This window comes from Streptomyces sp. NPDC003635 (assembly GCF_053587635.1).
In genome coordinates this window covers 57,207-74,252 of the sequence record NZ_JBSFOK010000044.1, presented here as the reverse complement: position 1 = coordinate 74,252, position 17,046 = coordinate 57,207, and the positions used below count along the sequence as shown (strand labels likewise).

15 protein-coding genes and 1 tRNA gene are annotated in these 17,046 nt (G+C 71.4%); 10 read left to right on the top strand and 6 right to left on the bottom strand.

Annotated elements, in window-relative coordinates:
• Nucleotides 1–315: 315 nt before the first annotated feature.
• Nucleotides 316–987, bottom strand: a complete 672-nt coding sequence (locus ACWDRW_RS31800) for a hypothetical protein (RefSeq protein ID WP_451729166.1) — start codon at nt 985–987, stop codon at nt 316–318.
• 47 nt (nt 988–1,034) lie between these two features.
• Here ACWDRW_RS31800 and ACWDRW_RS31795 point away from each other — a divergent pair, with 47 nt between their 5' ends.
• Nucleotides 1,035–1,223 (top strand): DUF5703 family protein, encoded by a 189-nt coding sequence (locus ACWDRW_RS31795; RefSeq protein WP_005485166.1) that lies wholly within the window; start codon nt 1,035–1,037, stop codon nt 1,221–1,223.
• Nucleotides 1,224–1,286: 63 nt separating this feature from the next.
• On the opposite strand, the gene ACWDRW_RS31790 is transcribed toward ACWDRW_RS31795, so the two are convergent.
• The 3 genes from ACWDRW_RS31790 to ACWDRW_RS31780 all read right to left on the bottom strand — a co-directional run bounded on the left by ACWDRW_RS31790 (nt 1,287) and on the right by ACWDRW_RS31780 (nt 4,028).
• A complete protein-coding gene (locus ACWDRW_RS31790; protein WP_451729163.1) occupies nt 1,287–2,171 on the bottom strand; it encodes a chaplin in 885 nt (294 codons plus the stop codon).
• A gap of 130 nt (nt 2,172–2,301) precedes the next feature.
• The gene (chpH, locus tag ACWDRW_RS31785) at nt 2,302–2,535 is read right to left on the bottom strand and encodes a chaplin ChpH (RefSeq protein ID WP_451729161.1); all 234 of its coding nucleotides are present in this window, start codon (nt 2,533–2,535) and stop codon (nt 2,302–2,304) included.
• Between the two features lie 167 nt (nt 2,536–2,702).
• The gene (locus tag ACWDRW_RS31780; RefSeq protein WP_451729158.1) at nt 2,703–4,028 is read right to left on the bottom strand and encodes a M20/M25/M40 family metallo-hydrolase; all 1,326 of its coding nucleotides are present in this window, start codon (nt 4,026–4,028) and stop codon (nt 2,703–2,705) included.
• Nucleotides 4,029–4,216: 188 nt separating this feature from the next.
• Between ACWDRW_RS31780 and ACWDRW_RS31775 the strand changes: the two genes are divergently transcribed.
• From ACWDRW_RS31775 to ACWDRW_RS31755, 5 genes are all read left to right on the top strand, one after another.
• Nucleotides 4,217–4,304: transfer RNA gene (locus tag ACWDRW_RS31775), tRNA-Leu, on the top strand.
• Nucleotides 4,305–4,483: 179 nt separating this feature from the next.
• Nucleotides 4,484–5,344, top strand: coding sequence for an alpha/beta hydrolase (locus ACWDRW_RS31770; RefSeq protein ID WP_451729155.1), 861 nt, complete (start codon nt 4,484–4,486; stop codon nt 5,342–5,344).
• Between the two features lie 249 nt (nt 5,345–5,593).
• A complete protein-coding gene (locus ACWDRW_RS31765; protein ID WP_451729152.1) occupies nt 5,594–9,445 on the top strand; it encodes a Pls/PosA family non-ribosomal peptide synthetase in 3,852 nt (1,283 codons plus the stop codon).
• 65 nt (nt 9,446–9,510) lie between these two features.
• Nucleotides 9,511–10,890: a M1 family metallopeptidase gene (locus tag ACWDRW_RS31760; protein WP_451729149.1), complete on the top strand. Its 1,380-nt coding sequence runs from the start codon at nt 9,511–9,513 to the stop codon at nt 10,888–10,890.
• Nucleotides 10,887–11,255, top strand: coding sequence for a YchJ family protein (locus tag ACWDRW_RS31755; protein WP_451729146.1), 369 nt, complete (start codon nt 10,887–10,889; stop codon nt 11,253–11,255). The genes ACWDRW_RS31760 and ACWDRW_RS31755 overlap by 4 nt, the downstream gene beginning before the upstream one ends.
• On the opposite strand, the gene ACWDRW_RS31750 is transcribed toward ACWDRW_RS31755, so the two are convergent.
• Nucleotides 11,256–11,996 (bottom strand): class I SAM-dependent DNA methyltransferase, encoded by a 741-nt coding sequence (locus tag ACWDRW_RS31750; RefSeq protein WP_451729143.1) that lies wholly within the window; start codon nt 11,994–11,996, stop codon nt 11,256–11,258.
• Nucleotides 11,997–12,039: 43 nt separating this feature from the next.
• On the bottom strand, nt 12,040–12,741 hold the full coding sequence (locus tag ACWDRW_RS31745; RefSeq protein ID WP_451729141.1) for a FadR/GntR family transcriptional regulator: 702 nt from the start codon (nt 12,739–12,741) through the stop codon (nt 12,040–12,042).
• 146 nt (nt 12,742–12,887) lie between these two features.
• Here ACWDRW_RS31745 and ACWDRW_RS31740 point away from each other — a divergent pair, with 146 nt between their 5' ends.
• From ACWDRW_RS31740 to ACWDRW_RS31725, 4 genes are all read left to right on the top strand, one after another.
• Nucleotides 12,888–13,415: a gluconokinase gene (locus ACWDRW_RS31740; RefSeq protein WP_451729138.1), complete on the top strand. Its 528-nt coding sequence runs from the start codon at nt 12,888–12,890 to the stop codon at nt 13,413–13,415.
• Nucleotides 13,416–13,462: 47 nt separating this feature from the next.
• Nucleotides 13,463–14,860, top strand: coding sequence for a GntP family permease (locus ACWDRW_RS31735; RefSeq protein ID WP_451729135.1), 1,398 nt, complete (start codon nt 13,463–13,465; stop codon nt 14,858–14,860).
• Nucleotides 14,861–15,349: 489 nt separating this feature from the next.
• Nucleotides 15,350–16,090 (top strand): hypothetical protein, encoded by a 741-nt coding sequence (locus tag ACWDRW_RS31730; protein ID WP_451729132.1) that lies wholly within the window; start codon nt 15,350–15,352, stop codon nt 16,088–16,090.
• Nucleotides 16,087–17,043 carry a hypothetical protein gene (locus ACWDRW_RS31725; protein ID WP_451729129.1) on the top strand — a complete coding sequence of 319 codons (957 nt, stop codon included), beginning with the start codon at nt 16,087–16,089 and terminating at the stop codon, nt 17,041–17,043. The genes ACWDRW_RS31730 and ACWDRW_RS31725 overlap by 4 nt, the downstream gene beginning before the upstream one ends.
• The last annotated feature ends 3 nt before the right edge of the window (nt 17,044–17,046 follow it).

Here is a 17,046-nt window from a genome sequence, read left to right as displayed (position 1 = left end):
GGCGTCCGGTGCGTGCTCTCGGCGTGCCGGGTGCAAGCCCTCGTACTGGACGTACTTGGGCTTGTGCCCGGTGCGGCGAGAGTGCGTGCCGGGCGACGCGACGGGGCGAACGTTGCCTGACGCGGCACTAGGCCCCGTCGTTCGGGTCGGCCGGCTGCCGGAAGCAGTCCGGTCCGGCCCGCCCGAGCGTGCCAGGGCCCGCGACGCCGTGATGATCCGAGCGACAGGGCTCAGGGGATCGGGGCGGTGCCGACATGCGACGGCGGCGGTCACGCGACATTCCGTGACCGCCGCCGTTCTCGCCTCAGCCCGGCGCTAGCGTTCCGCGTCCAGCGGCTCCAGGTCCTCGTCCTCCAGCTCCGCCTCAAGATCGTCGTCCACGTCGTCGTCGAACACCGCGCTGACGTCGAAACGGCAGACCACCGTCTGCGGGTCGATCTGCTCGAACGGCGCCTCCAGCCACTCACCGGGGTCGGCCGGTTCGTCGGCGGCGGTCACCCACAGGGTGGAGTCGCCCTCCTCCAGGCCGAACTCCTTGTGCCGGGAGGCGATCTCGTCCGGTTCGAACTCGCCGAACAGGATGCCCAGTGCGCCGTGGACCGTGCCGGAGGCCCCGGAGTCCGCGTCCGCGTCGTAGTCCGCCGCCTCGACCCGCTGCGCCTGCGCCAGCAGCCGCTGCGGCTCCACCACGGTGTAGTCGCGGCGGATCAGCACGCTGAGCGCGTTCGGCTCCTCGGGCCCGGTGTAGGGGGGCAGCCCGTCGTCCGTACCGGGGATCTCGAAGGGCGTGACCTCGTCGTAGCGGTCGTACAGCAGCTCGTCGTACGCCTCCGCGGCCGTGGCCAGCTCGTTGAACGCCTCGTAGACGGCCGGGTCGTCCTCACCCGACCTGCGTTCGACCGCGGCGAGATGGCGGTCGAGCGCGGTCTTGACCGCCTCGGCGGCGGCGCGTACCTCGGCAGCGGTGGGCTGCGCAGCATCAGACATAGTGCAGACGCTATCCGTACCGGGCCCCAGCCCGCACAATAGATGCGATGCCGGAATACGAATTTGTCGACGTGTACGTACCGCGCGGGGTCTCCCGCAAGGACGCCACACGACTGCTGACGGACCATGCCGAGTACGGACACTGGGAATTGGACCGCCTGAGCCTGCTGCGCGACGGAAGCCGCAGGGTGCGGCTGCGCCGGAGGATCATCCGCCAGGTGCGCGCCACGTGGTGAGAGCAGACGGAGACGGAGCGGGCCCCGCCTGGTGGCGGGGCCCGCTCCGTTGTGCGCGGTCTCTCAGGCCGAGGCCCGCGCCCTGCGGTACAGCACGGCGCCCGCCAGCAGCGCGCCCGCGCCCATGGGGAGGGCGTAGCCGAGCGGCAGCTCGCTGCCGGTGGCGGCGAGCGTCCCACCGCCCTGGGGCTGGGTGACGGATCCGGCTCCTGGCAGGGAGGCCCGCGGGGAACCGTCCGGCGTCACGGTGCCCGAGCCGGGCGGGGTGCTGGTGGTGGTGCCAGGTGTGCCGCTGCGTGTGGTGGGGCTGGTGGGGCTCCCGTGGTGCGGGGGCTCAACGGGGTTGCCCGGATTGCCCGGGTTGTTCGGACCGCCGGGAGGGTTCCCCGGGTTCTCCTGTCCACCACCGGGCGGCTGGTGGCCGCCACCGGGTCCGCCCGGCCCTCCGGGTCCGCCCGGTCCTCCGGGTCCGCCCGGCCCCCCGGATCCGCCCCCGTTCGCGCAGTCGTTGCCCGTGACACCGTTGCCGATGCCGATGACATTGACGCTGTTGCCGCAGACATTGACCGGCGCGTAGACCGGCACCTCGACATGGTTGCCGGAACCCACACCGGGCGAGTGCGAGGCGTGCCCCTCGGAGTACGCGCCCCCGGAGCCGCCGTGGCCGCCGGAGTCGCCGTACCCGCCGTGCGAGCCCGAGCCGCCCCCGTGGTTGACGCAGGTGTTGCCGACCGCCGGGTTCAGGACCCCGACGACGTCGACCGTGTTGCCGCAGGCGTTGACCGGTGCGTGCACCGGTGCCTGGACCGTGTTGCCCGAGAGCACTCCCGGCGAGTGCGAGCTGGAACCGCTCGCGCCCGAGTCGGCCTGGGCGGTGCCTCCCGCGGCGGCGATCACGCCGGTCGCGGCCGCCACGGTCATCAGGCCTTTGCGGGTGACCTGTCGCATTGCTGAATTCCTGCCTTCCCCCTCGTGACCCACGCGAAAAGACCGGTCGGTCCCGGAGCGCATGGCACGCGCTCCGGGACCGACGGTGTCGAACGAAACCCCTGAAGGTCGAAACCTCAGAAAGGCAGCGTCACTTGTTCACGCAGGTGTTGCCGAAGGCGGGGTTCAGCAGCCCGATCACGGAGATCGTGTTGCCGCACACGTTCACCGGGATGTGCACGGGAACCTGAACGACGTTGCCGGACAGGACACCCGGGGAGTGCACGGCGGCACCCTGGGCACCGGAGTCGGCGACGGCCAGGCCCGCACCCGCGAGAACCAGACCACCAGTGGCAGCCGCAGCGGCGACGACCTTCTTGATCATTATTCCTCCTTGTTGGCAATGCGATCCCAAGTAACGGATCGCATCACCAGTAACGAGGAGGGAGTAATGGAGCTACGAGCTTATCGTCGCATTCACTCTTCTCAGTCAATTCCGCACAGGCGGGCGATTGTTGAAGTTTCGTTTCAGTGGGCCGATTCAGGACGGTTTCAGGACGCGTCCAGGAATCGGTCGAGCACCCGCACGCCGAACTTGAGCCCGTCCACCGGCACCCGCTCGTCGACGCCGTGGAACATGCCCGCGAAGTCCAGCTCGGGCGGCAGCCGCAGCGGCGCGAAGCCGAAGCAGCGGATGCCGAGGTCGTCGAAGGACTTGGCGTCGGTGCCGCCGGAAAGCATGTACGGCACGGCCCGAGCGATCGGGTCCTCGGCGCTCAGCGCGCTCTGCATGGCGTCGACGAGCTTGCCGTCGAAGTCGGTCTCCAGGGCCTTGTCGGCGTGCACGTCCTCCCGCTTCACCCGCGGTCCGAGCAGCCGGTCGAGGTCGGCGAGGAACTCCTCCTCGTGGCCGGGCAGGAAGCGCCCGTCGACGTGGGCGGTGGCCTGGCCGGGGATGACGTTCACCTTGTAGCCGGCGCCGAGCATGGTGGGCGCGGCAGAGTTGCGCAGGGTCGCGCCGACCATCTTGGCGATGCCGCCGAGCTTGGCGAGGGTCTCGTCCATGTTCTCGGGGTCGAGTTCGGTGCCGAGCGCGTCGGAGAGCTCGTCGAGGAAGGACCGTACGGTCTTCGTCACGCGCACCGGCCAGGTGTGCCGTCCGAGCCGGCCGACGGCCTCGCACAGCTCGGTGATGGCGTTGTCGTCGTTGGTCATCGAACCGTGGCCCGCGGTGCCGTCCACGGTGAGCCGCATCCAGTGCATGCCCTTCTGGGCGGTCTCCACCAGGTACAGGCGCAGCTTCTCGTTGACGGTGAAGGAGAACCCGCCGACCTCGCCGATCGCCTCCGTGACGCCCTCGAACAGCTCCGGGTGCTTCTGGACCAGGTACTTGGCGCCGTAGGTGCCGCCCGCCTCCTCGTCGGCGAGGAAGGCGAGGACGATGTCGCGCGGCGGCTTGCGGCCGCTGCGCAGCCGGTCGCGCACGACGGCCAGCGTCATCGCGTCCATGTCCTTCATGTCGACGGCTCCGCGCCCCCACACACAGCCGTCCGCGATCTCGCCGGAGAACGGGTGGTGGGTCCAGTCGGCGGCGTTGGCCGGCACGACGTCGGTGTGGCCGTGGATGAGGAGCGCGGGACGCGAGGGGTCCTCGCCCGCGATCCGGGCCACCGTGGAGGCGCGCCCCTTGTGCGACTCGATGATCTGCGGTTCGAGGCCCACCTCGGCGAGCTTCTCGGCCACGTACTCGGCGGCCTTGCGCTCTCCCGGGCCCGAGTGGTCGCCGTAGTTGCTGGTGTCGATCCGGATCAGCTCGCGGCAGAGGTCCACGACCTCGTCCTCGCCGGTGACGCTCCTGGTCGTGTCCGTCCCGCTCACGCTGGTTCCTCCCACTGTCACTGCTGGTGGTCCCCCTCATCCTCCTCCCGCGAGCCGCTCGCACCCAAGACCGCCCCCCGGCCGGTCACACGCCGTTCACGCGGGGACGGGGGGTGATCGGCCACCCTCGAAAGCCTGGTAATGTTTTCTCTGTCGCCGCGAGGGAAACCCCGCGCGACAGACACCTTGTCCGGGTGGCGGAATGGCAGACGCGCTAGCTTGAGGTGCTAGTGCCCTTTATCGGGCGTGGGGGTTCAAGTCCCCCCTCGGACACCAGTTGTTGCAGCATCGAGTGCCGGCCGGGAGCGATCCCGACCGGCACTTCGCGTTCGCGCGCCTCGGCCCTCCCGGCCGTGCGCTCGGGGGCATGCGGGTGTGCACTGCGGGTCAACCGGGTCCCGGCGGCCGGGCCTACGGTCCCGGGAGCAACCGTGTCGACAAGCAGGAGCACGCCCATGCCATCACCCGACTCCGCCTCCTACGCCCGCGATCTCGAACGGATCGAGCGGGCCAACGCCACCGGTCGCACCCCCGCCGTGTTCGTGCACGGGCTGTGGCTCCTGCCCACCAGCTGGGACCGGTGGGCCGCCGTCTTCGAGGAGGCCGGGTTCGCCCCGGTCACCCCCGGCTGGCCCGACGATCCGGCGACCGTCGAGGAGGCCCAGCAGCATCCCGAGGTCCTCGCGGGCAAGAGCGTCGGACAGGTCGCCGACCACTTCTGCGACCTGATCGGGAAGCTGGAGCGCAAGCCGGTCGTCGTCGGGCACTCCTTCGGCGGTCTGATCACCCAGATCATCGCCGGGCGCGAGCTGTCCCAGGCGTCCGTCGCCATCGACCCCGCGCCGTTCCGCGGAGTGCTGCCGCTGCCGCTGTCGTCGCTGCGCGCGGCACGGCCGGTCCTCGGCAACCCGGCCAACTTCCACCGGGCGGTGCCGTTGACGTTCGAGCAGTTCCGCTACTCGTTCGCCAACGCGGTGTCCGAGGAGGAGGCGCGCGAGCTGTACGACACCTTCGCCGTCCCGGCGCCGGGCGAGCCGCTGTTCCAGGCTGCCGTGGCCAACCTCAACCCGTGGACCGAGGTGAAGGTCGACACCACCGCGAAGGGCCGGGGCCCGCTGCTGATCGTCTCCGGCGAGAAGGACAACACCGTCCCGTGGGCCATCGCCAACGCCTCGTACAAGAAGCAGCTGCACAACGAGCACGCGGTGACGGAGATCGTCGAGATGCCGGGCCGGGGTCATGCCCTCACCATCGACCGCGGCTGGCGTGAAGTCGCCGACACCGCCCTGACGTTCGTCCGGCGGTTCGTCGATTAATACGCTGCGGAGTCGACCTGGCGCTCTGTGTGGGGCATCTCTCCCGCCCCGGCAAAGTGCCAGGTCATCGCGGTGCACATGTCACCCGGACGGCTCGCAAGATCCGTTCCGGGTGGCAGTTCGAAGGGGGCGGACCTAGCGTCGTACTAAAATTTCCGGCTTGTTACGGAGCTGGACCGGACAACCCCAGGCGACCCTGCGGGCCCGCCGGCGCCCCGGAGGCTTCCGGGATCGAGACGCGAGGACCCGATGGCAGCCATCCACGAGAGCAGTGCTCTCGGTCTGCTCGACGAAGAGATCCGCGAGCGGTTCGGCGATACGGCACGTTTCTCCGGGGGCCCGGCGGCCTCTCCCCGCACGCTCGTCGACATTCTCGACGCGTCCGTACGGTCGTACCCGGACGAGCTCGCTCTGGACGACGGCACGACCCGGCTGACCTACCGTGCGCTGGCCGCCGAGGTGGCGCGGGTTCGGCGGCGGCTCGCCGACGCGGGCGTCGGGCTCGGTGACCGGGTGGGCGTGCGGGTGCCCTCCGGGACCAACGATCTGTACGTCGCCGTTCTGGCCGTGCTCGCGGCCGGGGCCGCCTATGTGCCGGTGGACGCGGAGGACCCGGACGAGCGGGCCGAGTTGGTGTTCGGCGAGGCGGACGTCAGGGCCGTCGTCGCGGCGGGGCACGAGATCACCGTCCACGGCGGCGCCTCCGGGGTCCCGGCGGGGCGGCCCGGAGTCGAGCAGGACGCCTGGGTCATCTTCACCTCCGGTTCGACCGGCAGGCCCAAGGGTGTCGCCGTCAGCCACGAGAGCGCGGCCGCGTTCGTGGACGCCGAGGCGGCGCTGTTCCTCAGCGAGGACCCGATCGGGCCCGGTGACCGGGTCATGGCCGGTCTTTCGGTCGCCTTCGACGCGTCCTGCGAGGAGATGTGGCTCGCCTGGCGGTACGGCGCCTGCCTGGTGCCCGTGCCCCGCTCGCAGGTCAGGAGTGGCGCCGATCTGGGGCCGTGGCTGGTCGAGCAGGAGATCACCGTCGTCTCGACCGTGCCCACCCTGGCCGCGCTGTGGGAGCCGGACACCCTCAACGACGTCCGCCTGCTGATCTTCGGCGGTGAGGCCTGCCCGCCGGAGCTGGCGCAGCGGCTGGTGACCGAGGGCCGCGAGGTCTGGAACACCTACGGGCCCACCGAGGCGACCGTCGTCGCCTGTGCCTCCCTGATGTCCGGCGAGGAGCCGATCCGGATCGGGCTGCCGCTGAACGGCTGGGAGCTCGCCGTCGTCGACGAGGCCGGGCAGCCCGTGAAGATGGGCGACAGTGGCCAGCTGGTGATCGGCGGGGTCGGGCTGGCGCGGTACCTGGACGCCGAGAAGGACGCGGAGAAGTACGCGCCCCTCGACTCCCTGGGCTGGGAGCGGGCCTACCGCAGCGGTGACCTGGTCAAGGCGGAGCCGGAAGGGCTGATCTTCCTCGGCCGGGCCGACGAGCAGATCAAGCTCGGCGGCCGGCGGATCGAGCTGGGCGAGGTGGACGCGGCGCTCCAGGCGCTGCCCGGCGTCGCGGGCGCGGCCGCCGCCGTACGGACCGCGCGCAGCGGCAACCAGCTCCTCGTCGGGTACGTCGTCACCCAGGACGGCTGGGACCACGCGGCCGCCGTCGAGAGGCTGCGCGCCGAGCTGCCGGCCGCGCTGGTGCCGCTGCTGGCACCGGTCGAGGACCTGCCGACCCGCACCTCCGGCAAGGTCGACCGTGACGCCCTCCCCTGGCCGCTGGAGAACCTGCAGACCCCCGAGGCCGAGCAGCTGTACGGCACCGAGGCCTGGCTCGCCGAGCAGTGGACGGAAGTCCTCGGCATCCCGGTGTCCAGCGCCGCCGACGACTTCTTCGCGATCGGCGGCAGCAGCCTGGGCGCCGCGCAGCTCACCACGCGGCTGCGCACCCGCTACCCGAGCGCCGCCGTCCTCGACATCTACCAGCAGCCCACGCTGCGCAAGCTGGCCCGGCACCTGGAGAAGTCCGCGCAGGACGACGGTGCCCGGCGGACGATCGCCCCGGTGCCGAGACGCGCGCAGGCGGTCCAGCTCCTGGTGCTGCTGCCGCTCTTCACCCTGCTCGGGCTGCGCTGGTTGGTGCCACTGGCCGCGGCGGGCAACGTCCTGCCGCTGTCCTGGCTGCCGGCCGCCCCCTGGTGGCTCCTCGGGACCGGGGCCCTGGTGTTCTTCAGCCCGCCGGGGCGGCTCGGGATCGCGGCGGGCGGCGCCCGGCTGCTGCTGCGGGGCGTACGACCGGGCCGGTACCCGCGCGGCGGCAGCGTCCATCTGCGGCTGTGGACCGCCGAGCGGCTGGCGGAGTTGAGCGGCGCGACCTCGCTGACCGGGTCCTGGCTGGAGCGGTACGCCCGGGCCCTGGGCGCCAAGGTCGGGCAGGACGTCGATCTGCACTCGCTGCCGCCGGTCACCGGCATGCTCAAGCTGGGCCGGGGCGCGGCCGTCGAGTCCGAGGTGGACCTGTCCGGGTACTGGCTGGACGGCGACCGGCTGGAGATCGGCCCGGTCAAGGTGGGGGCGCACGCCGTCGTCGGCACCCGCAGCCTGCTCTTCCCGGGTGCCCGGGTCGGCAAGCGGGCCGAGGTGGGGCCGGGCTCCGCGGTCACCGGGCAGATCCCGACCGGTCAGCGCTGGGCGGGCGCGCCCGCGGTGAAGCTGGGCAGGGCGAAGCGGAACTGGCCGAAGGAGCGGCCGGTCCGGGGCGCCTTCTGGCGGGGCATGTACGGCGTGAGCGGTCTCGCGCTCAGCGCGCTTCCGGTGCTGTCCGGGGCGGCGGCGCTGGCCGTGGCGTACCCCTTCGTGAACGGCGGTGACCCGCTCATGGGCGCCGCGCTCGCGCTGGTCCCGGCGACGCTGACCTTCGGTCTGGTGTACGCCCTGGTGATCCTTATCGCCGTACGGCTGCTCAGCCTCGGCCTCGCCGAGGGCACGTACGCCACGCACAGCCGGGTCGGCTGGCAGGCCTGGACGGTCACGCAGCTCATGGACCGTGCCCGGGAGACGCTGTTCCCGTTGTACGCCGGACTGGTCACCCCGCTGTGGCTGCGGTCGCTCGGAATGCGGATCGGCAAGGGTGCCGAGGTGTCCACCGTGCTGGCGCTGCCGAGTCTGACCACGGTCGGCGAGGGCGCCTTCCTGGCCGACGACACGCTGACCGCGCCGTACGAGCTGGGCGGCGGCTGGGTGCGGATCGGGCGCGCGGAGATCGGGCGGCGGGCGTTCCTCGGGAACTCCGGGATGACCGCGCCGGGGCGGAGCGTGCCGGACGACGGTCTGGTCGGGGTGCTCTCGGCTACGCCCAAGAAGGCGAAGAAGGGCACCTCGTACCTGGGTCTTCCGCCGGTGAAGCTGCCGCGCAGCGCGAGCGACGGCGACCGGAGCCGGACGTACGATCCGCCGGCCCGGCTGCTGTGGGCGCGCGGTCTGGTGGAGCTGTGCCGGATCGTTCCGGTGTTCTGCTCGGCGGCGCTGGCCGTGCTGACGGTGGCGGCGCTGGCCGCATTGGGCGGCTGGGCCTGGCCGCTGGCCGGAATGGTGCTGCTCGCGGCCGGCGGGCTCGCGGGGCTGGTCTCGATCCTCGCCAAGTGGGCACTCGTGGGGCGGCACCGCGGCGGGGAGCACCCGCTGTGGAGCGGGTTCGTGTGGCGCAACGAGCTGGCCGACACCTTCGTCGAGGTGCTGGCCGTGCCGTGGCTGGCCGGATCCGTGCCGGGCACGCCGCTGATGACGGCGTGGCTGCGCGGACTCGGCGCACGGATCGGCAAGGGCGTGTGGGTGGAGAGCTACTGGCTTCCGGAGACGGATCTGGTGACCCTGGAGGACGCGGCCACGGTGAACCGGGGTTGTGTGCTCCAGACGCACCTCTTCCACGACCGGATCTTGCGGACGGATACTGTGGTCCTCCGTGAGGGCGCGACGCTGGGTCCTGGCGGAATCGTTCTGCCCGGCAGCACGGTCGGGGCCCGCACCACGCTGGGTCCCGCGTCGCTGGTGATGGCCGCGGAGTCCGTTCCCGACGACACGCGCTGGCTGGGCAACCCGATCGAGGCGTGGCGGCGCTGACCGCCCGTACGACGTCGGGGGACGGGGCACGTCGTACGAGCGCAGCGCGAGGAGCAGACGCAGCAGTGGCAGTTCAGCAGTCCGTGGGCGCGGACCCGTACTTTCCCGACAACGGTGATCCCCGTTACCGGGTGCACCGGTACGAACTCGCGCTGGACTACCGCCCGGGTCCGAACCGGCTGTCGGGTACGGCCCGGATCAACGCGATCGCGGGCCGGTCGCCGCTCGCCGAGTTCCAGCTGAACCTCGCGGACTTCAAGATCGGCCGGGTCCGGCTGGACGGGCGCCAGCCGCACTACACGCATCGTGGCGGACGGCTGCGGATCAAGCCCGCCAAGCCGATCCGGCCCGGGGCCGCCTTCACGGTCGAGGTGCACTGGTCGGGCAACCCCAAGCCGGTGAACAGCCCGTGGGGCGGGCTCGGCTGGGAGGAGCTGGAGGACGGGGCGCTGGTGGCGAGCCAGCCGGTCGGGGCGCCCTCCTGGTATCCGTGCAACGACCGCCCGGCGGACAAGGCGTCGTACCAGATCTCGATCACCACCCCGTCCTCGTACGCGGTGGTGGCGGGCGGCCGACTGCTCACGCGTACGACGAAGGCGTCGACGACGACCTGGGTCTACGAGCAGTCCGCGCCGACGTCCAGCTATCTCGTCGGCCTGTCGATCGGCAAGTACCAGACGGTCCTGCTGGGCGACCCCGGCCCGGGCGGGGTGCCGCAGCACGGGCACATCCCGGCGCATCTGCTCCCCCGGTTCTCCCGGGACTTCGCCCGTCAGCCGCAGATGATGGAGCTGTTCCAGGAGGTCTTCGGGCCCTACCCGTTCGACGAGTACGCGGTGGTGGTGACCGAGGAGGAGCTCGATGTGCCCGTGGAGGCACAGGGGTTGTCGCTGTTCGGCGCCAACCATGTGGACGGCGCCCGGGGTTCGGAGCGGCTGGTCGCGCACGAGCTGGCCCACCAGTGGTTCGGCAACAGCGTCTCGATCGCCGACTGGCGGCACATCTGGCTGAACGAGGGACTCGCGAAGTACGCCGAGTGGCTGTGGTCGGAGCGGTCCGGCGGCCGGACGGCGCAGCAACTCGCCGCCACCGCGCACCGGTTGCTGTCCGGGCTGCCGCAGGATCTGAAGCTCGCCGACCCCGGCCGCAAGCTGATGTTCGACGATCGCCTCTACGAGCGCGGCGGGCTGACCGTGCACGCCCTGCGCTGCGCGCTCGGCGACGACGCCTTCTTCCGGATGCTGCGCGGCTGGACCGGGCTGCACCGGGGCGGGGCAGTGACCACGACGACGTTCACCGCGCACGTGGCCCGGTTCGCGAGCGAGCCGCTGGAGGAGCTGTTCGACGCCTGGGTGTACGGCACGGCGCTGCCGCCGCTGCCGAGCCAGGTGACGGCACTGCCGGTGAAGCCGCCGTACCCGCCGAGCGCGGGGGCGTCGGCATGAGGAACTGTCCCTGCGGCCTGGCCGAGCCGTACGAGAAGTGCTGCGGGCGCTACCACTCCGGCGCCGCCGCCGCGCCGACCGCGGAGGCGCTGATGCGGTCCCGGTACAGCGCGTTCGTGAAGGGCGACGTGCCCTATCTGCTACGGACCTGGCATCCGCGGACCCGGCCGGCGCGGCTCGAGCTGGATCCGGGGATGCGCTGGACGGGCCTGGACATCCTGGCGACCGGCGACGGCTCCGCGTTCCACTCCACCGGGACCGTGACCTTCCGGGCGTCCTTCCGGGGCGGCTCGCTGCACGAGCGGAGCCGATTCGAGCGGGTGGACGGGGCGTGGGTGTACGTGGACGGGGAGTTCCTGGACTGATCAGCCGGCCGGCTTCTCCCACACCGACACGTGCCGGGTGCTCTCGCTGGTGAAGGGCGCCCGGTTCCAGTCCTCCCAGCGGTTGCGCAGGCGCAGTCCGGCGAGGCGCGCCATCAGGTCCAGCTCGGCGGGCCACACGTACCGGAACGGCAGCGACCAGTGCTCGGCGCGTCCGTCGACGATCGTGACGTAGTTGCTGCTCATCGACTGGGTGGCGGGATCGTAGGTGTCGAAGGCCCACTGCGTCGGCGTGATGCGGAACGGCACGGCGCTCTGTCCCGGCGGCAGTTTGCGCAGCTCCGGCACGCCCACCTCGATGACGAAGTGGCCGCCCGGGGCCAGATGAGCGGCGGCGTTGACGAAGCAGTCGACCTGGGCGTCCTGGGTGGTCAGGTTGTTGATGGTGTTGAACACCAGGTAGGCGAGGGTGAATTCACCCTCGACCCGGGTCGTCGCGAAGTCGCCGATCGTCACGCCGACGGTGTCCCCGCCGGGCTTCTCGCGCAGCCGGGCGGCCATGGCGCGGGACATGTCGATGCCGTGCACCGGTACGCCGCGGGCGGCCAGCGGCAGGGCGATACGGCCGGTGCCGATGCCGAGTTCGAGCGCGGGGCCGTCACCGGCGAGGTCCGACAGGACGTCGACCACCGGTCCCACGACATGCGGTTGGAACATCTCCGCACAGTCGTCGTCGTACCCGGACGCGATCTTCTCTCCGAAGTAGCCGTCTTCATCAAGCACTTGCGGACGGTACCGCCGGCGATCGGGCCTGCGCGAAGGGATTTCAGGGCGCGAGGATGTCCAGCTCCTGGAGGGCGCCGACCGTGATCTCGCGAACCAGTTCCTCGGCGCGGGCGGCGTCGCGGGCGCGGACCGCCTCGGCGACCTGCACGTGCAGGGTGACGGCGGCCGGGTCGGGGTCCTCGAACATGACCTCGTGCTGGGTACGGCCGGTGAGGACCTCGGCGACGACGTCCCCGAGCCGGGCGAACATCTCGTTGCCGGAGGCGTTGAGGATGACCCGGTGGAAGGCGACGTCGTGCAGGAGGTAACCCTCCAGCTGGTGGCCTCGGGAGTTGGCCACCATGCCCAGGGCGCACTCGGTGAGCTCGGCGCACTGCGCCGCGGTGGCGTTCTTCGCGGCGAGGCCCGCGGCGACCGGCTCGATCGCGGAGCGCAGCACGGTGAGGGAGCGCAGCTGGTGGGGCCGGTCGGCGCCGGCCAGGCGCCAGCGGATGACCTGGGGGTCGTAGACGTTCCACTCGGACTTCGGGCGGACCGTCACGCCCACCCGGCGGCGGGACTCGACCAGGTACATCGACTCGAGGACGCGGACGGCCTCGCGCATCACGGAGCGTGAGACATCGAACCGCTGAGCGAGCTCATCGGTGCGCAGGACGCTGCCCGGGGGGTACTCGCCCGCGGTGATCGCGGGGCCGAGGGTTTCCAGTACATGGCCGTGCAGCCCCCGGCCCGTTGTGCTCATTCCCACAGCGTACGGGGGAGACCAGGGGAACAAAAAGTCAGACTTATTTGTCACAAGGTCTTGAATTCGTCGTACCTAATGAGTTTCAGTGTCCCGGCCGACGTCAGCAGTCGACGTCGTTTGTCGAGGAAGACAGCGAGGCAGTGATGCGTACCCCCCACGTCGTCGTCGTGATGGGCGTTGCCGGAACGGGCAAGACCACGATCGGTCCCCTGCTCGCCGCCCGGCTCGGCGTCCCGTACGCCGAGGGCGACGACTTCCACCCGCAGGCCAACATCGCCAAGATGTCGGCCGGTACCCCGCTCGACGACGAGGACCGGTGGCCCTGGCTCGACGCCATCGGCACCTGGGCGCACGGGCGGGCGGGGCTCGGTGGGGTGGTCAGCAGCTCCGCGCTGAAGCGGTCCTACCGCGACCGGCTCCGGGCCGCCGCGCCCGGGGTGGTCTTCGTCCACCTCGCGGGCGACCGCGCGCTGATCGAGACCCGGATGCGCCAGCGGCAGGGGCACTTCATGCCCACGGCCCTACTGGACTCGCAGTTCGCCACCCTCCAGCCGCTTCAGGCGGACGAGGCGGGCGTCGTGGTGGACGTCTCGGGCACCCCCGAGGAGATCACCGCACGCGCCACGGCCGCGCTGGACGCCCTCGACACGCCGTCGGCCCCGACGTCGTAGCCCCCCACGCACTCCCCTCCCCACCCCCGTAACCGCAAGGAAAACCCGTGACCAGACTCAACGTCGAGCTGCTGGCAGCGGACCCCGTCGAGCCCATCACCTCGGCCGGTCATGCCCAGCTGGGCATCGCCGTCCTGTTGGGCATCGCCGTCATCGTCCTGCTGATCACCAAGTTCAAGCTCCACGCCTTCCTGGCGCTGACCATCGGTTCGCTGGCGCTGGGCGCGTTCGCCGGGGCGCCGCTGGACAAGGCCATCGCCAGCTTCACCACCGGGCTCGGCGCCACCGTGGCCGGTGTCGGTGTGCTGATCGCACTCGGCGCGATCCTCGGCAAGATGCTCGCCGACTCCGGCGGCGCGGACGAGGTCGTCGACACGATCCTCGCCAAGGCCAGCGGCCGTTCCATGCCGTGGGCGATGGTGCTGATCGCCTCGGTGATCGGTCTGCCGCTGTTCTTCGAGGTCGGCGTGGTGCTGCTGATCCCGGTCGTGTTGATGGTCGCCAAGCGCGGCAACTACTCGCTGATGCGGATCGGCATCCCGGCGCTCGCCGGTCTGTCCGTGATGCACGGTCTGGTCCCGCCGCACCCCGGTCCGCTGGTCGCGATCGACGCGGTGCAGGCCAACCTCGGTGTCACGCTGGCGCTCGGCGTCCTGGTCGCCATCCCGACGGTGATCATCGCCGGTCCGCTGTTCTCCCGGTACGCCGCCCGCTGGGTGGACGTCCAGGCGCCCGACAAGATGATCCCGCAGCGCGCCTCCGAGACGCTGGAGCGGCGTCCCAGCTTCGGCGCCACGCTGGCCACCATCATGCTGCCGGTCGTGCTGATGCTCTCCAAGGCGCTCGTCGACATCATCATCGACGACCCCGAGAACACCACGCAGCGCGTCTTCGACGTCATCGGCTCCCCGCTGATCGCCCTGCTCGCGTCCGTCCTGGTCGGCATCTTCACGCTGCTGCGCCCCGCCGGGTTCGGCAAGGAGAGGGTGTCCGGACTGGTGGAGAAGGGCCTCGCGCCCATCGCCGGCATCCTGCTGATCGTCGGTGCGGGAGGTGGCTTCAAGCAGACGCTGATCGACTCCGGTGTGGGTCAGATGATCCTGGAGATCTCCGAGGACTGGTCCATCCCGGCGCTGCTGCTGGCCTGGCTGATCGCGGTGGCGATCCGGCTGGCCACCGGTTCGGCGACGGTGGCGACGGTCTCGGCGGCGGGCCTGGTCGCGCCGCTCGCGGCGGGCATGTCCACCACGGAGACGGCTCTGCTGGTCCTCGCCATCGGCGCCGGCTCGCTCTTCTTCAGCCATGTCAACGACGCCGGCTTCTGGCTGGTGAAGGAGTACTTCGGGCTGAACGTCGGACAGACCATCAAGACCTGGTCCGTGATGGAGACGATCATCTCGGTGGTCGCGGGCGGCATCGTGCTGCTGTTGTCGCTGTTGATATAGCGGTCGTACGACACCCCTGGGCCCGTCCTGTCCTCGCCCCGAGGAGAGGGCGGGCCCAAGTGGCTTCCCCGGCACAGCACTTGGTCCCATCATTGGGGGGACTTGGCATCGGGGGTTGTCATGGCGATCTCGCTCAGGGCGCGGATCACGGGGTTACTCGTCGCGGGAACGCTGGCCGTGGGGACGGCGGCGGCTTGCGGCGGGGGCGGGAGTGACGAGGAGCGGTCGGGGGGCTCCGGGGGCATGAGTGTCTCCGGGGGCAGCTCGGGCGGGGGCACGCGGAGCGGTGGCGAGAGCGGCGGCGGGTCCGGGGATTCGGGCGGGGGCATGCCTACGTGGCGGCCGGACGAGGAGGATGGCGGATCGGGCGGGTCCGGCGGGTCGGGTGGGTCGGGCTCCGGCTCCGGCTCCGGCGGCTCGAGCGGAAACGTTTCCGGAGGTGGCAACGGATCGGGCGGAAACGATTCTGGCGGCACCGGTCCCGGTCCGGTGGACCGGCCCTCCTGGCTGCGGCCGGGGCCGCGTTCGCCCAATCTGGAGAATTCGGCCGACCCGGAGAGCGTCTACGACTCCCTCGGTGCGCGGCCCCAGAACTGCTCGGCCGCCCTGGACGTCATCAGGGCGGAAGCGGACGAGCCCCAGTGGCAGGTGCTGCGCGGCCTCGCCGAGGCCTGCCTCGCAGTGCAGGGTCAGAACGGAAACTGGGACGACGCGGCCAAGTACTTCGCCGCCACCGAGGGCCGACTCGCCACCTGCAAGGGCCTCGCGGCACGCGCCGTCCTCGGCGACGTCCTGCGGTTCCACCAGGAGCATCCCTCGGCCACCGTGCGGCTGCGGAGTTCGGAGAACGGCGGCGGCGCCGAGGCCTGCGACTTCCGTATCACCAAGGTCGTCCCGGACGAGGACGGCGTGGTCGAGCCGGGCGACCGCATCACCATCGAGGTCAGCGGCGCCCACTTCAGCTCCGAGGACCTGCCGTCCATGAGCGCGTTCGTGAAGATCGGCGGCAAGGAATCCCAGGACGGACCGCAGCTCGTCCCCGGGTCCGAGTCGGACGGCAGGTTCTCCTTCACCGTGGGGGTCCCCACCTTCGCCAGCTACCCGCAGACCGTCGGCGTCACGATCGAGTACGGCGACACAGCCGGCCTGGATGACGCCATCACCCTCGTGGGCCCCACCGGCTCCTCCCCCGACGTCTCCCCGTCCCCCGTCACCTCCCCCTCCCCGTGACCACCGCACCCCCGGACCCGGAGCCCTCGGACCCCGAACCCGACCCTCACCCCGTCCCTCCAGAACCCCCGGATCCGGAACCCACTCCCCCACCGTCGCCCCAGCCCCGCAACTGGTTCGAGCTGATCGGCACCGCCGGGTCTCTCCTCTCCCTCTTCACGGCGGTCCTCTTCTACTTCGGCTGGGCCAGTACCGACGCCGAGACCCGGGCCCTCGGGCTGCGGGACACCCTGTTCCGGCTGTCCACCGCCGAATACCTGCTCCGCAGCGTGGACGCGCTGTACTTCCCCGTGCTCGCCCTCGCCGCCGCCGCGATGGTCGGTGCCGTCCTGCATCGAAAGGTCGAGAGCGATCCGGCCCGTGCCGAACCGGTCCTGAAGGCGCTGCGGCACGCCTGGGTGCCCGCGCCGCTGCTCGTACCGCTTTTCTACCTGTCGCCGGGGCCCCTGTTCGATCTGCTCATCCCGCTCGCGGCGATCGTCGGCGTGCTGGTCAGCGCGTACGCCCGGACCCGTCCGGACCCGGACGGCACCGCACCCGGACCGCATCGGCCGGCGCGGATCTGGGCCCCGGCCCTCCTCGTCGCCGTCGTCTCGCTGTTCTGGGCCGTGTACGCCTACGCGGGCATCATCGGCCGCGGCCGGGCCGCCGAGACGACCGCCACGGTGACCGACGGCTTCCCGGCCGTGGTCGTGTTCAGCGAGGACGATCTGCTCATCCGGGGTGGCGGCAGTTGTGTCGCCGCGGTGGACGCCGAGGACAGTCCCTACCGCTTCCGGTACGCCGGGCTGCGGCTCTTTCACGTCGCGGGTGACCGGCTCTTTCTCGTACCCCGGTACTGGGCGCCCTCGGACGGAAAGCTCTACGTGCTCCACGAAGGAGATCCCGGGCTGCGCGTCGAGTACGTCAGCGGCGCCGCACGCCGGGCCACCGAGTGCCCCAAGCCCCGCTGACCC

What these genes read in the sequence shown, in the direction of transcription:
- ACWDRW_RS31800 (WP_451729166.1), bottom strand. Translation starts at nt 987, where the DNA reads ATGTCTGATGCTGCGCAGCCCACCGCTGCCGAGGTACGCGCCGCCGCC.
- ACWDRW_RS31795 (WP_005485166.1), top strand. Translation starts at nt 1,035, where the DNA reads ATGCCGGAATACGAATTTGTCGACGTGTACGTACCGCGCGGGGTCTCC.
- ACWDRW_RS31790 (WP_451729163.1), bottom strand. Translation starts at nt 2,171, where the DNA reads ATGCGACAGGTCACCCGCAAAGGCCTGATGACCGTGGCGGCCGCGACC.
- chpH (WP_451729161.1), bottom strand. Translation starts at nt 2,535, where the DNA reads ATGATCAAGAAGGTCGTCGCCGCTGCGGCTGCCACTGGTGGTCTGGTT.
- ACWDRW_RS31770 (WP_451729155.1), top strand. Translation starts at nt 4,484, where the DNA reads ATGCCATCACCCGACTCCGCCTCCTACGCCCGCGATCTCGAACGGATC.
- ACWDRW_RS31765 (WP_451729152.1), top strand. Translation starts at nt 5,594, where the DNA reads ATGGCAGCCATCCACGAGAGCAGTGCTCTCGGTCTGCTCGACGAAGAG.
- ACWDRW_RS31755 (WP_451729146.1), top strand. Translation starts at nt 10,887, where the DNA reads ATGAGGAACTGTCCCTGCGGCCTGGCCGAGCCGTACGAGAAGTGCTGC.
- ACWDRW_RS31745 (WP_451729141.1), bottom strand. Translation starts at nt 12,741, where the DNA reads ATGAGCACAACGGGCCGGGGGCTGCACGGCCATGTACTGGAAACCCTC.
- ACWDRW_RS31740 (WP_451729138.1), top strand. Translation starts at nt 12,888, where the DNA reads ATGCGTACCCCCCACGTCGTCGTCGTGATGGGCGTTGCCGGAACGGGC.